The following is a 14,565-nucleotide window of genomic DNA, read 5'->3' on the forward strand; positions in this document are numbered from 1 at the left end:
ATAGATTCTAATTTTAATAGACACCTTCAAATTATCAAGTTTTTTTTCACTGAAAACAGGGGGTATTTTATGCATTAATTCATTTAATTTTACACTTTGTCCCTTTATTTTTTGTAAACAAATCTGTAGAATAAAAAGTTAGCTTCTACTGATTTAGTGACGTATCCCAACATTAAATGAAAAGTCAAATGAAAAAAATACTATTATTCTTACTACTTATTATCTCCATTTCTTTAACAGGCCAAACCACCTACTACGTAGCTGTAAACGGAAATGATTCTAGTGGCAATGGTTCTAACGATACTCCCTGGGCAACGATCCAACATGCTCTTAATACTGTTACAGATGGTAGTACAATTTTGGTAAAACCTGGCACATACAATGGGCGTGTTAGAATTCGTGGAAGTTTTACTACTGGTGTTTTGGTAAAATCACAAGTGCCATATATGGCAAAATTACGCAACAATACTACCGTTATTACTGCATATACAAACCCTAATGGTTGCCATGGTATTACTTTTGATGGTTTTGATATAGCTCATGATGCTCCCGGTGCTGCCCCCTTAGTTATTCATATTGATGGAAATGGTAATGGTGATGTACATGATATTACATTTCAGAATTGTATTATACATGATAGTTATAATAATGATCTTGTAAAGGTAAATGCAGCTTGTTACAATATCACTTTCCAGGGAAATTTATTTTTTAATCAAGCTGGATCTGATGAGCATATCGACGGTAATAGTGTCGAAAATCTAATTATACAGGACAACATTTTCTTAAACGATTTTTCGAGTAGTGGCCGTACAAATAACAATGCTACCAGTAGTTTTATTGTTATCAAAGATAGTGGCGGTAGTAATGATATCTATACCGGTTCAAGAAATGTTAAAATCCGTAGAAATGTATTTCTAAATTGGGAAGGAACAATAGCTACAAACTTTGTACTTATAGGAGAAGACAGTGAACCTCACTACCAGGCCTTTGATGTTATGATAGAAAATAACTTGATGCTGGGAAATAGTAGTAATCCTATGCGAGCACCATTTGGCATTAAGGGATGTAGAGATATTACATTCAGAAACAATACAGTAACAGGAGATTTACCTGCTAATGCATATGCTTTTAGATTTAATAGAGAACCTACAAATCCAATTATCAACAATATTAATATTTACAATAATATATGGTCGGATCCCACCGGGACTATGAATGATTTTTCAGATTGCCCTATATCTCATACCGATACTTATAGTTTAGATACTAACCTATATTGGAATAATGGTACTCCTATTCCTCAGGATAGCAGTGATAAAATTAACAGTGCAGATGATGCAAACGGTATAACGGCTAATCCACTGCTAAGAGGTCAAAATAATATAATCATTCCTCATTATAATTCTTCTTTAAACCAATTTAAAGATGGTTCGGTTACTATTAGAGAAGCATTCGAACGTTTAGTAAACACGTATGGAACACCCGAGGCCAATAGCCCAGTTATTAATATGGCAAGAGCAGATCAGCTTCCTGCAGATGATATCTTAGGTAGGCTACGGGTAAATGCCGATATCGGTGCAGTAGCACCAGGTGCGGTAGAAAATAATGAATTAGCACTAATTCGACCAGATAATGGTTCAGAAAATATTTCCATTACTCCTACTTTAGAATGGTCGGGGTCTGCAAGTTCTTATTCTTTAGAAATAACAGATTGTAGTCCTATAGATCCTCCTCCTCCAAATCCTACAACCGGTCTGGGTCTGGATAAATTTAATCTTATCGAGGGTCCCAAAACGATTGCACAGATTCCTGATGATCTATCCGGGTTAACTTACAACAGCACTACTAATACAATTTTTGCAGTGATTAACGATCCTCCCAGACTGTATGAATTGAGTTTAGATGGTGATGTCATAAGAGCTATCCCCTTACAGGGTTTTAATGATACAGAAGGTTTGGTATGGATTAATGGTACTGATTTTTTTGTTATTGAAGAAAAAAGAGGGCGTGCTGTTAAAATTACTGTAGAAAACACAACAACAACAATTTCTTATCCTGCAAATTATATTCAATTACCCGGTAATTGGGGAGCAAATAATGGACTGGAAGGTGTGTCCTATAATCCAAATACAAATGAATTAATCCTCGTAAAAGAAAAAAGCCCGTTAACTATATACTCTTTAGAGATACCCGCAGATTTATCAACTCCTCCTACGGTTACCAATCCATTCGATATTGCTACAAATAATTTTGGGTTTAATGATTTGTCTGGTTTACATCATTTGGGAAGTAATACCATACAGCAAGAAACTCATTTTCTTGTATTAAGCCATGAATCCAGGGCATTAGTAGAAACCGATATGACCGGAAAAGAACATAGTCGTTTAGATCTTGGTACTAATGGTGCAAATGGTACATTACCCAATAGAATTCTCCAGGCAGAGGGAATAACTGTAGATAATCAAGAAACAATCTATATCGTAAGTGAGCCCAATACTTTTTATAAGTTTTCTAAGTCAGCGTCTGCAAATACTAACAAAATGGCCCCTATATTTACAGCGTCTAATATATCTGAAAAATCATTTGTTGTTCCAGAAAATACACTTACTATAAACACAGAATACTGTTGGAGAATAAAAGACAATGATACAGGAGATTGGACTTCTTATTTTTCGTTTACTACAGGGGATAATGAAAACCCACCACCACCGTTGCCCGTAGAAACTACCAATACTATCCAAGTTTTTCCTAATCCGGCAGATACCTACCTTAGTGTTTCATTTGATTTTGATGAGCTTCCAGAAGATATACAATTTTTCATGTATGATATTTCGGGGAAAGAAATATTGAGACAGTCCTCTGTTAATATTTTAGACAATGAGTTATATATAGATGTTAGTCGTTTCTCTAAAGGCTGTTATTTCATAAAAATCAAATACCCTAAAGAGGACATCGTTAAAAGTTTTATAAAGAAGTAATTTAAGTAGATACTTTAAACCTGAGTTCGGTCTAAGCTATACTGTTATAAAAAAGCGTCAATTCGAGTGGTTTTTCAGAATAAAATGGAGAAAAACTGTATCGAGAATAGCTTTTTTAGATAGAAAACCACCATTCTCGATACAATCTTCCAGTCTGTACTGAGCTATGTCAAAGTATCAGATCACTCGAATTGACGTGATTTTCTTACGTCGAACTCAGGTTTTAAATACACATCTAAAAAGCATTATCAACAGAACTTCTTTGGTTCGAAATCTTTTATACAAATATTAGCAATCTATTGCTATTACTGACCCGCGCACAGGGTTGAGGTGTCCCCGCAGCGAGGGAGTCTTATCCTATTGCGGGGATTGGTTTCCTCCTTGCGGGGGAAGGTGTCGGTATGCCGATGGTCGATAAAAGGAGTGCGGGGAAAGGTATCCATATTGCGCTGATCGATATACCTATACCGATGGTCGATAAAAAGAGTGCGAGGAGCTATATAAAAAACCCTTCAACCAGCCTGTCCTGAGCTTATCAAAGATCTTTTTAAACTTTAATCTTTTATCCTTATCAAAAAGCAATCTTTATTTTGAATATTAAATTTTAGATTTTACCTTAACCGCCAGAATTAATTGTATTAACCCCAAATTAAATTAAGAATAGTTGCCCTACTATGAGTAATCGACAAACCACCAAATATGCTATCTACACCGTAGCCGTTTTATCTGCTGCGTTAATCAATGAGTATATCTTAAAATATGTAAAGAAACATATCGATCAACAGGGATACCTTCTGGTACTAATAGATATGCTGGTTATCGTTTTAATTTTTGCACCTGCTTTTGCCCTGGTGACTAATTATGCAAAGAAGATTTCTAAGGCGTATCTTAAGACTTCTAAAAAATTGTCGAGTAGAAATAATGGGATCCTGCTAGGGTTTATCGTTGCCATACTTATTTTATTTATCCTTTATGCTAATCTTAGACATAACATCAATGTAATCAATGATCTAAAAGCCTTGATTTCGTAATAATTATCCATTTTTTAAATCGTTAATAGGTAAACTATAACATTTATTATCTTGTTATGCTTTGGTTAATACTGTATTTTAGTACATACATTAATCAATATAAATTATTTACTCATGAAAAATTCTTTAGAAGCATTTAAAAAATTCAAAGTATTATCCCGAGAAGAGCTAATATTAATCGGCGGAGGCAGAAGAGATCAATGTACTGCAGAGCAGGTCAATAATTGCACATTTGTGCAATATTATCCAGAAGGTTCTGTAATGATGGATTGTGGAGTATCTGAAGACTCTAATGGGGACGAAGAATGGATTTCGTGTGAAGCACATATAGCGTAATCCGGGTTTAATCAAATTTCTTTCCAAAACACTAAATTACTCTGCATTTTTAATGTGGAGTTTTTTGGTATGCCATCTTACTATCCCTATTACATCATCTTCCTCTCGTATTAATTCTAAGGCATACTATATCGCTAATCATAAAAAAACAACCCCCAGTGGTTAACAACTCCTCTGGGGGTCTAGGCTGAAGCGAAAAAATCAAACTAACTCAACTTACACTCAATTAAATATACTTCAGCTTCTCTTCAATATCATTAAGATATGCCTTTTTATTAACATTTTCAATTTTTTATTTAAGAACTATAAACTAATCCTATAGAGTAGCTTGCGTTCTAACATAATTCACCTGTTTTTCGAAAGTATTGTTCCCTCAAACTTCCTCTAATTTCTTTTTTATTTTGTTAAGACATAAATTATTAATACTGCCACTATGGCTATGTTTTGTATTCTTTTCGGGGGTATATTGTCCATTCTCAATGTCTAACCCTATTTTTATATATGCATCTCTAAACGACATACCTTGCATCACTAATTCGTTTAATGTATCTACACTAAACAGATAATCATACTTATCGTCATCCAAAATATTTTTGTTCACCTTTATATTTTTGAGTGCATACATAGTCATCTCCAGAGATGCTTTTAAATCCTGAATAGCGGGTACAATTCCTTCTTTAAGCAATTGTAAATCCCTGTGGTATCCACTCGGTAAATTATTGATTAACAAATTTAGTTCGTAAGGCAGTGCCTGAATTTTATTACATTTTCCTCTTATTAATTCAAAGACGTCTGGATTCTTCTTATGTGGCATAATACTAGATCCAGTAGTAAATTCTGATGGAATACTCATAAAATCAAAATTCTGACTCATATACAAACATACATCCATTGCCAATTTAGATAAAGTCGCGGCTACACTACTCATGGCAAAAGCGGTAGATTTTTCAGACTTTCCTCTACTCATCTGTGCAGCAACTACATTATATTTAAGAGTTTCGAATCCTAATTCTCTCGTGGTAAATTCTCTATCTATTGGAAATGAACTACCATATCCGGCAGCACTTCCCAAAGGGTTTTGATCAACAACTTTTAATGCTGCATTTACAAAATACAAATCATCAACAAAGCTTTCTGCATAGGCAGAAAACCAAAGTCCAAAAGAAGAAGGCATTGCTATCTGCATATGCGTATATCCAGGAAGTAATACATCCTTATACGTTTCTGCATGGGTTAGTAAATTCTGAGATAGCTCGTTAACAAGAGATTTAATCTGAAGTAATTCATCCTTCATATATAGATGCATCGCCACCAAAACCTGATCATTACGTGATCTGGCGGTATGTATTCGCTTACCCGCATCTCCTATTCGTTGAGTTAATTCATACTCAATTTTAGAATGTATATCTTCAAATCGGTCTTCTATCACAAAAACTCCTTTTTCTATTTCCCGCCCCAATATATTCAATTCTTTTTCAATTTCAGAAATTTCTTTATCAGAAAGTAAATTAATCTTATACAGCATCTTAGCATGAACCAATGTCGCTTGTACATCATACTTGGCAATTACCATATCCAATTGCCTGTCATTACCCACTGTAAACCTATCTATCTTTTGATCTGTCGGTAATCCTTTATCCCAAAGTTTCATTAGCTATTTTTTTATTGAAGTGGTTTAAACCATTTTATTATTTATACTATACCTTCTAAAATTTTTATATACAATTCGATTCCTTCTTTGATCTCATCTACATAAATAAACTCATTTGCAGAATGTGATCTGGTCGAATCTCCCGGCCCTAGTTTTAATGAAGGACAACTCAATACTGACTGGTCAGATAATGTTGGTGATCCATAGGTACTTCTTCCTAGTGCTATCCCGGATTTTACAATGGGATGATCTATAGCAATTGATGAAGATCCTAAATCCAGAGATCTGGAGGTTACCTCTGCATACTGAGGCATTTGTTTTTTTACAATTTCCAGAATCTCTTCATTATCATACTTATCATTTACTCGTATATCCACCACCAGGTCACAGCTTGCGGGCACCACATTATGTTGTTTCCCTGCATTAACCTGCGTCACCGTAGCTTTTACTTTACCCAAGGCTTTTGATGTTTTTTCAAATTCATATGTTTTAAACCATTGGATCACTTGCAGAGCATTATAAATTGCATTATCATCATTAGGATGAGCAGCATGACTTGCTGTTCCTTTTACCGATACATCTAATACCAATAAGCCTTTTTCTGCAACGGCTAATTGCATTAGTGTTGGCTCTCCTACAATGCCAAACTCTACATTTTTAAGGTATTTTAATACGCTTTTTAACCCCAAAGGACCACTACTCTCCTCTTCTGCAGAAGCAACAATAACAAAATTGTATTTTAACCCTTCTTTACCATAGAAATAAGTAAATGCAGCTAACAAAGACACGAGGCAACCTCCCGCATCATTACTTCCTAAACCAAATAGTTTTCCATCTTCTACAAAAGCTTTAAATGGATCATTAGTATAGTTTCCATTGGGCTTTACCGTATCATGATGAGAGTTTAATAAAATAGTACGTTTAGATTCGTCAAAATACTTATTGTATGCCCATATATTATTATTTTCTCTCTCGAAAGGAATATCATTTTGGATGAACCATTTCTCGATCAATTGAGCTGTTTTTTCCTCTTCTGAAGAAAAAGATGGCGTTTCTATTAAATGATGTAAAAGCTCAATCGCTTCACGTGTTAGTTTTTCCATTAGTATTTATAGACTTAAAGTCGTATGTTTAGTTTTGTTATCCTTTATAAAATCTGCATTAGCAATATGTACTTTACTTACCTTTTTCTGTAAAGCATCAAAGCAATTCTGAAGTTTTGGAAGCATTCCTTCTGTGATAATTTGTGCATCCCTTAATTCGGTATATTTCTCTAAATTAATATGCTCGATTACAGAATCTTTATCTTCTATATTTTCCAGAACACCTTTTAATTCGAAACAATAAAATAACGACACTTCATAATCAGCACTCATTTCAGAAGCAATTTCTGAAGCTATAGTATCTGCATTTGTATTAAACAATTGTCCATGACTATTATGGGTAACGGCACAAAAAACAGGTGTAATCTCTTGATTCAAAAATGTTTTTATGATGTTACTATTTACTTTAACCACATCACCAACATATCCATAATCCACAAATTGCACAGGTCTTTTCTTTGCAATAATCACATTTGCATCTGCCCCTGTTAACCCCAAAGCATTACAATGGTGATGCTGTAAACCAGCAACAATGGTCTTATTTAACAACCCGGCATAAGTCATCACAACAATATCCAGATTCTCTGCAGAAGTAATTCTTCGACCATCAATCATCTCGGTTTTTACTCCCAATTGCGCTGCAAGTCGAGTAGCAGATTTTCCTCCACCATGAACCAAAATCTTTGGGCCTTCTATTTTAGAAAAACCTTCTAAGAAAGAAGTCAATGCTTCTGGATCTTCTATTATATTCCCGCCAATCTTGGCTACCAATAATCTTTTTTTCATCACATTAAGATTTTTCAAGTATTTTCTTTAAAACCAATTGTGCAGCATATGTTCTATTATTTGCTTGTTCGATAACAATAGAATTTTTACTATCCAGTACTACATCATCTACGACTACATTTCTCCTTACTGGCAAACAGTGCATAAGCTTAGCGTCATTAGTCAAATTCATTTTTTTGTTTGAGATTTTCCAGGAAGGATCATCATTTATGACTTTACCGTACTCTTCATAAGCACTCCAGTTTTTGACATATACAAAATCAGCATCTTTTAATGCATTTTCCTGGTTGTAATCAATGGGCACCTGTTTAGTAATCTGACTGGCTAACTCAAATCCCACAGGATGGGTAATTACAAAATCTGCGTCCATACGCTGCATCATCTCTACAAAAGAATTAGCAACTGCCTGTGGTAAGGCTTTTGGATGCGGTGCCCATGATAGTACAACCTTTGGTTTGTCTATTTTTTTATATTCGGTAATAGTTATGGCATCTGTTAACGCTTGCAATGGATGTCTAGTAGCACTTTCCATATTGATAACCGGTATTGAAGCATGGTTTATAAAACCATTAAGTACTTTTTCGCCGTAATCATCATCTCTATCTTCTAATTTTGCAAAAGCTCGTACTCCTAGTATATCACAATATTGAGATACTACCTGAGCAGCTTCTTTTACATGTTCAGAATTTCCTTGATCCATTATGGTTCCGTCTCCGTACTCTAGCGACCAGCCTTCTCCAGTAAAATTCATGACCATGACATTCATTCCCAGGTTTAAGGCTGCTTTCTGAGTACTCAAACGTGTACGAAGGCTTGGGTTAAAAAATAACAATCCTATCGTCTTATCTTTACCCAAAGTCTTATTGGATAAAGGGTTTTTCTTTATCGCTATAGCTTCTTCTACCCAACCGGGTAATGAATCTATATCTTGTATTGAAAAGTAATTATTCATTCTTATCTTTTAAATCATTGGTTTTTCTACCAATACACTTTGTAATGCTTTAATAAATTGATCGATTTCTTTTTTCCCAATAGTTAATGGAGGAAGAATTCGCAATAGTTTTTTATTCATTGCTCCTCCCGTAAAAATATGTTCTTCATAGATCAGTCTTTTCCTAAGTTCGCTAACTTCAAAATCAAACTCTAATCCTAACATTAGTCCTTTCCCTTTTACTTTTTGCACACCGGGAATTTGATGTGCCTTAGAAGCAAAATATGCTCCTGTTATTCTTGCATTATCAATAAGGTGTTCATTTTCAATTACTTCAAGAACCGACAATGCTGCAACGCAAGCCAGATGATTACCTCCAAAAGTGGTTCCCAGCATCCCATAATCGGGTTTTATATGTGGGGCAATTAATATACCTCCTATCGGAAAACCATTACCCATACCTTTTGCTATAGAAATAATGTCTGGTGTAATCTCATGGTATTGATGTGCAAAAAAATTACCGCTCCTGCCATAGCCAGACTGTACTTCATCAACTATTAAAACAGCACCAAACTCATGACATAGGGTTTCTAAAGTTGTAAAAAAGGCAGTAGTACCTTCGTCCAGTCCTCCTACTCCTTGTATAGGCTCTATAATCACAGCACACACGTCACCTTTTTCTAATTCAGTTCTTACAAGTTCAATTTGGTTTAACGGCAAAAAAGTGACGTTTTGCTGAGTATTTAATGGTGCATTGATTTTAGCATTATCTGTTGCAGCTACAGCGGCAGATGTTCGCCCGTGAAAACCATTATGGAATGCTATAACTCTTGATTTTCCTGTATAAAAAGAAGCTAATTTCAGTGCATTTTCATTGGCTTCGGCACCAGAGTTACATAAAAACAGTTGATAGTCATCATATCCTGATAATGCTCCGAGTTTTTTTGCTAATTTAGTTTGTAAACTATTTTGAACAGCATTAGAATAAAAACCTATTTTTTCTATCTGTTCTTTTATTTTTTTCACATAATGAGGGTGAGAATGACCTATTGAAATCACAGCATGCCCTCCGTACATGTCCAAATACTCTGTTCCATTTTTATCCACAACGATAGCGTTATAAGCGTTTATAGGCTCTACATTATATAAAGGATATACGTCAAATAATTTCATAGTATTAGTTATTGGTTGATGGTTGCCAGTGAATATCTATCTACTGACAACTATCAACTATTTAATTGTATTTATTTTTTCATAAGAAGCCATCACTCCTTTTATCACAGATGAGCTTAAGCCTTGATGCTCCATCTCATTAAGACCTTCTATAGTACATCCCTGAGGTGTTGTAACTTTATCGATTTCACGTTCTGGATGAGTTCCATTCTCTGCTACTAATGTGGCGGCTCCTATTGCGGTTTGCACAGCGATGATTTGGGCTTCATGAGGGTGAAACCCCATTTGAATCCCTCCTTGTATCATAGCCCTTAAAAACCTAAGAAAAAAGGCTATTCCGCTTGCTCCTAAAACTGTAGCAGCCTGCATTAGACGTTCTTCTATAACCAGCGTTTTACCAATGGTATCAAACATCTTTTGTACTATAGCTAATTCTTCTTTCGCATCTTCATTAGCAGCAATACAGGTCATTGATAGTTTTTTGGCAGCCCCTGTATTGGGCATTACCCGTATTACTTTATTATTCGGGACTACCTCATTGATTTCGGCAATTGACGTACCGGTTACAGTAGAAATCAATATTTGATCTGTTGCTACTATACTTTTTATTTCCTGTAAAACAACATCCAACTGTCTTGGCTGTACGCAAAGAATTATCCATTTTACATTTTTTATAGATGCTACAATATTTTGCGATGTAGATACACCTAGCTTTTCTTCAACTTCTTTCAAATTATATTTTGACTTATCTACTACTGTAATGTCTGTAGCTTCGAACAAATCACTATTGACCAATCCAGAAATTATTGATTTGCCTAAGTTTCCTCCTCCTATAATTGTTATTCTATTCATTTTATATTTTGTTTTGTCAGTCTAAATCTGTTAAAGATTCCTCTTCATCGCGGATTCTTAAACACTTCAATAAGCCTGCATGATATTCATCTGTTAGCATTAAAATGCACTCGCCTTTAATTCTAATCCTGTTTTTTCCTTTAATCCTAGCATTAAATTCATATTATGAATGGCTTGTCCAGATGCTCCTTTAATCAAGTTATCAATTACTGATGTGATTAGTAACATCCCATTTTTCTTACTGATGTGTAGTATACATTTATTCGTGTTTACTACTTGTTTCAAATGAATTTCTTCATCAGAAATCACAGTAAACTCAGCCTTTTTATAATATGATCTATACAGTTCTTTTGCTTCTTCTTCGCTACCTTCATATTTTGTATACATGGTGGCATAAATTCCTTTACTAAAATTTCCTCTATTTGGAATAAAGAAAACAGGAGCTTCAAAATCATTTTGTTCTTGTTTAAGGCTTTGTTTAATCTCTCCCAGGTGCTGATGTGAGAATACTTTATAACTAGAAAAATTATTATCTCTCCAGCTAAAATGAGTGGTACCTCCTGGCATCACACCAGCTCCTGTACTTCCTGTTGTAGCATTAATGTGAATTGTATCCTTAAGTTTACCTGCAAAAGCTAATGGTAATAACCCTAACTGTATGGCGGTGGCAAAACATCCCGGATTTGCAATATTCTTTGCTGATCTAATCTTTTCTTTTTCTAATTCTGGCAAACCGTATACAAAATCTCTTTCCAGAAATTCCTGATCACCATTCAATCTAAAATCATTTCCTAAATCAATTACTTTAGTCATTTTTGAAAACGTATTGGTTTCTAAAAACGATCTTGATCTACCATGACCCAAACACAAAAACAGTACATCTACATTTGGGTTTATCGTATCTGTGAACTTAAGATCTATTTCTCCTATTAAATCCGGATGTTGTTTATGAATCAATACATCTGCATTTGTTGTACTGTAGACAAAATCCAGCTTTACTTCTGGGTGATGAACTAACAGCCTTAACAGTTCTCCTGCTGTATATCCTGATCCTCCTATTATTCCTACTTGTATCATGATTCACTTGGGTTTACATTATGATATATCTTATTCGCATTACCATAGATTTTTATAAAACCTTTGGCATCATCAGATGTCCAGGAATTATTCATCTCGCCATACTGCCCAAAATCCGATTTCATCATGTCAAAATCTGATTCGATTCCTTCTAAAGTAAAATGATAGGGTTTCAATTTCACTTTTACATCTCCTGTTACTGATTTTTGAGAGTCTTCCATAAATACTTCTATATTTCTCATTACAGGATCCAGATAATTTCCTTCATGTAACAACATACCATACCAGTTGGCTAATTGCTCTTTCCAATATTGCTGCCACTTGGTTAAAACATGTTTCTCTAAAAGATGATGAGCTTTAATGATTACCATTGGCGCTGCCGCTTCAAATCCTACTCTCCCTTTAATACCAATAATTGTATCTCCAACATGGGTATCCCTGCCAATGGCAAAAGCACTTGCCAGTTCCTCCAGTTTCTGAATAGTATTCACCGGGATATCCTTAACTCCATCTAATCCAATGAGTTCTCCTTTTTCGAAGTTTAACGTGATAATTTCTTCTTTTTCTTTTTGAAGTTGACTAGGGAATGCCGTACCTGGTAATGCACTATGAGAAGAAAGCGTTTCTTTCCCTCCTACACTGGTTCCCCAAATACCTTTATTGATTGAGTACTGTGCTTTTTCCCAGCTGTAATAGACCTCATGCTTTTCTAGATATTCTACTTCGGCCTGACGAGAAAGTTTTAAATCTCTAATCGGAGTAATGATTTCGATCTCCGGGGCTAATGTTTGAAAAATCACATCAAATCTTATCTGATCATTCCCTGCTCCCGTGCTTCCGTGTGCAATATACTTTGCTCCTACTTTTTTGGCATATTTAATAACCTCTATGGCCTGAAAAATTCGTTCGGCACTTACAGAAAGTGGATACGTATTATTTTTTAATACATTACCATAAATCAAATACTTAATAGCTTTTTCATAAAACTCATTTAGAATAGTCTTATTCACATGAGATGAGCTGCCCAATTCATAGGCTCTTTTTTCTGTATCCTTTAATTCTTCTTCAGAAAAACCGCCTGTGTTCACCAAAATGGTATGTACATCCAGTTTTTTTTCATGAATAAGATATTTTACACAATATGAGGTATCCAGTCCTCCGCTATATGCTAATACTACTTTTTCCATAACAACAATTGTTTATTGCTTGCAAGCATCGTTTGTTTAATATTTTTTAATCTTTTTAGTACCTTTTTATCGTACCATTTCTCTTTTTTCTTTACTTTCTGCAAAGGGTCATATAACATGCCGGTACACAAACACATTTTATGTTCTTTAGATGTTAGAATATCATAATTTGTACACGTTTTACAACCTGCCCAAAACTTAGGATCATCTGTTAATTCTGAGAATGTAACGGGTTTATACCCCAAATCAGAATTGATTTTCATTACAGCTAATCCTGTCGTGATACCAAACACTTTGGCCATCGGGTATTTTTTCAAAGAATAATTGAATGTAAATTCTTTGATTTTTTTTGCCAGACCCTGATTTCTAAAATTAGGGTGTACTATTAAACCAGAATGTGCTACATGTTTTTCATTACCCCAGATTTCGATATAACAAAATCCTGCAAATTGATTGCCCGATACGGCAATAACCGCATTCCTGTTTTGCATCTTAGTTTGTATATATTCTGGGGTACGTTTAGCAATACCGGTTCCTCTTACTTTGGCAGAGTCGGATATTACTTCGCATATTTCCTTTGCATAACGAAAATGGTTTTCGTTAGCAATTATTATTTTTACTTTTTCCATAAACGAATCCCGCTTATTAAAGAAGTTTATATATTAAAATTAGTGTTGATTTTTCTGAATCCAGGCTGATGTGCGAATCATATCTCGCTATTTGTCGTGATAAGAATTGCTACCAAATATTTTAAATATGTCGTTTGAACAACAAAATTTAAAAATTCAGTTTTTCTAAAATGGATTCGATGTCTCTAGGGGAAGTAGGACGCACCTACTTCAAAAGAATATAGACCCCCAAGGGGCGACGAAAGCGGCGTGCGGGAATACTTGGATTATCAAATTTGTTCAAATATTGAACTTTACTCTCTGTAGATATGTAATTTGCCGTTTTCATAATAGTAACTCTAAATCGTCGGCCGCAGCCCCTTTCGTTAACTAGATGGTACAATATTACATAAAAAATTAATACGTAAAACAAAAAAACAGTAAAACTAATTAACTTTTACCGTTTTAATAAAATCATGAACCTTTAACTATCAAATTGATATTCTATACCTTAGGTTTCTAATAAAAAAACAGAAAAGAGTTTTGATAAAAGCTATACTTAAGTAGTATATCATATCAAAAACTGAAACAAATCAGGTTTATCATTTAGATAATCCCCAAAGAAATTAAGTGCCTTCATTCTAGAGACCAAAGGCTTAAGATCTTTCTTATCTTTTAGTTCAATCCCAACTACTGCAGGGCCATTTTCTCTACTTGATTTTTTTGAATATTCGAAATGAGTGATATCATCATTTGGGCCTAGTACTTCTCCTACAAACTGTTTTAATGCACCCGCTCGTTACGGGAAACGAACTATGAAATAGTGTTTTAAGTGATGAAATTTTTACCAAA

The 14,565-nt window shown here is 34.6% G+C and carries 12 protein-coding genes and 1 pseudogene; 3 read left to right on the forward strand and 10 right to left on the reverse strand.

The features are described from left to right. Positions 1-188 precede the first annotated feature (188 nt). The 3 genes from DG435_RS12040 (at position 189) to DG435_RS12050 (ending at position 4,345) form a co-directional block, all read left to right on the forward strand. Entirely contained in the window at positions 189-2,978 is a 2,790-nt protein-coding gene (locus DG435_RS12040; protein WP_159025440.1) for an SdiA-regulated domain-containing protein, read from the forward strand. 674 nt (positions 2,979-3,652) lie between these two features. Next, the gene (locus DG435_RS12045; RefSeq protein ID WP_106791118.1) at positions 3,653-4,009 is read left to right on the forward strand and encodes a hypothetical protein; all 357 of its coding nucleotides are present in this window, start codon (positions 3,653-3,655) and stop codon (positions 4,007-4,009) included. Positions 4,010-4,123: 114 nt separating this feature from the next. Further along, a complete protein-coding gene (locus DG435_RS12050) occupies positions 4,124-4,345 on the forward strand; it encodes a hypothetical protein (protein WP_106791119.1) in 222 nt (73 codons plus the stop codon). A gap of 373 nt (positions 4,346-4,718) precedes the next feature. On the opposite strand, the gene argH is transcribed toward DG435_RS12050, so the two are convergent. From argH to DG435_RS12100, 10 genes and pseudogenes are all read right to left on the reverse strand, one after another. Beyond that, positions 4,719-5,996 (reverse strand): argininosuccinate lyase, encoded by a 1,278-nt coding sequence (gene argH / locus DG435_RS12055; RefSeq protein ID WP_106791120.1) that lies wholly within the window; start codon positions 5,994-5,996, stop codon positions 4,719-4,721. A gap of 41 nt (positions 5,997-6,037) precedes the next feature. Beyond that, the gene (locus tag DG435_RS12060) at positions 6,038-7,099 is read right to left on the reverse strand and encodes a M20 family metallo-hydrolase (RefSeq protein WP_106791121.1); all 1,062 of its coding nucleotides are present in this window, start codon (positions 7,097-7,099) and stop codon (positions 6,038-6,040) included. Positions 7,100-7,105: 6 nt separating this feature from the next. Beyond that, positions 7,106-7,885 (reverse strand): acetylglutamate kinase, encoded by a 780-nt coding sequence (argB, locus tag DG435_RS12065; protein WP_106791262.1) that lies wholly within the window; start codon positions 7,883-7,885, stop codon positions 7,106-7,108. 4 nt (positions 7,886-7,889) lie between these two features. Continuing rightward, complete coding sequence (locus DG435_RS12070) at positions 7,890-8,837, reverse strand: N-acetylornithine carbamoyltransferase (protein WP_106791122.1); 948 nt, start codon at positions 8,835-8,837, stop codon at positions 7,890-7,892. 9 nt (positions 8,838-8,846) lie between these two features. Next, positions 8,847-9,989, reverse strand: a complete 1,143-nt coding sequence (locus DG435_RS12075; RefSeq protein WP_106791123.1) for an aspartate aminotransferase family protein — start codon at positions 9,987-9,989, stop codon at positions 8,847-8,849. 57 nt (positions 9,990-10,046) lie between these two features. Further along, on the reverse strand, positions 10,047-10,841 hold the full coding sequence (gene proC / locus DG435_RS12080) for a pyrroline-5-carboxylate reductase (protein ID WP_106791124.1): 795 nt from the start codon (positions 10,839-10,841) through the stop codon (positions 10,047-10,049). A 99-nt stretch (positions 10,842-10,940) separates the two neighbouring features. Next, the gene (gene argC / locus DG435_RS12085) at positions 10,941-11,918 is read right to left on the reverse strand and encodes an N-acetyl-gamma-glutamyl-phosphate reductase (protein WP_106791125.1); all 978 of its coding nucleotides are present in this window, start codon (positions 11,916-11,918) and stop codon (positions 10,941-10,943) included. Further along, the gene (locus DG435_RS12090) at positions 11,915-13,105 is read right to left on the reverse strand and encodes an argininosuccinate synthase (protein WP_106791126.1); all 1,191 of its coding nucleotides are present in this window, start codon (positions 13,103-13,105) and stop codon (positions 11,915-11,917) included. Before DG435_RS12090 ends, argC begins: the two co-directional genes overlap by 4 nt. Continuing rightward, complete coding sequence (locus DG435_RS12095; RefSeq protein ID WP_106791127.1) at positions 13,093-13,734, reverse strand: GNAT family N-acetyltransferase; 642 nt, start codon at positions 13,732-13,734, stop codon at positions 13,093-13,095. Before DG435_RS12095 ends, DG435_RS12090 begins: the two co-directional genes overlap by 13 nt. Positions 13,735-14,284: 550 nt before the next feature. Further along, a pseudogene (locus DG435_RS12100) lies at positions 14,285-14,548 on the reverse strand (threonine dehydratase); the annotation flags it as partial. Positions 14,549-14,565: the final 17 nt, after the last annotated feature.

The sequence above is a fragment of the Aquimarina sp. Aq78 genome, assembly GCF_900299525.1.
Taxonomy (GTDB): domain Bacteria; phylum Bacteroidota; class Bacteroidia; order Flavobacteriales; family Flavobacteriaceae; genus Aquimarina.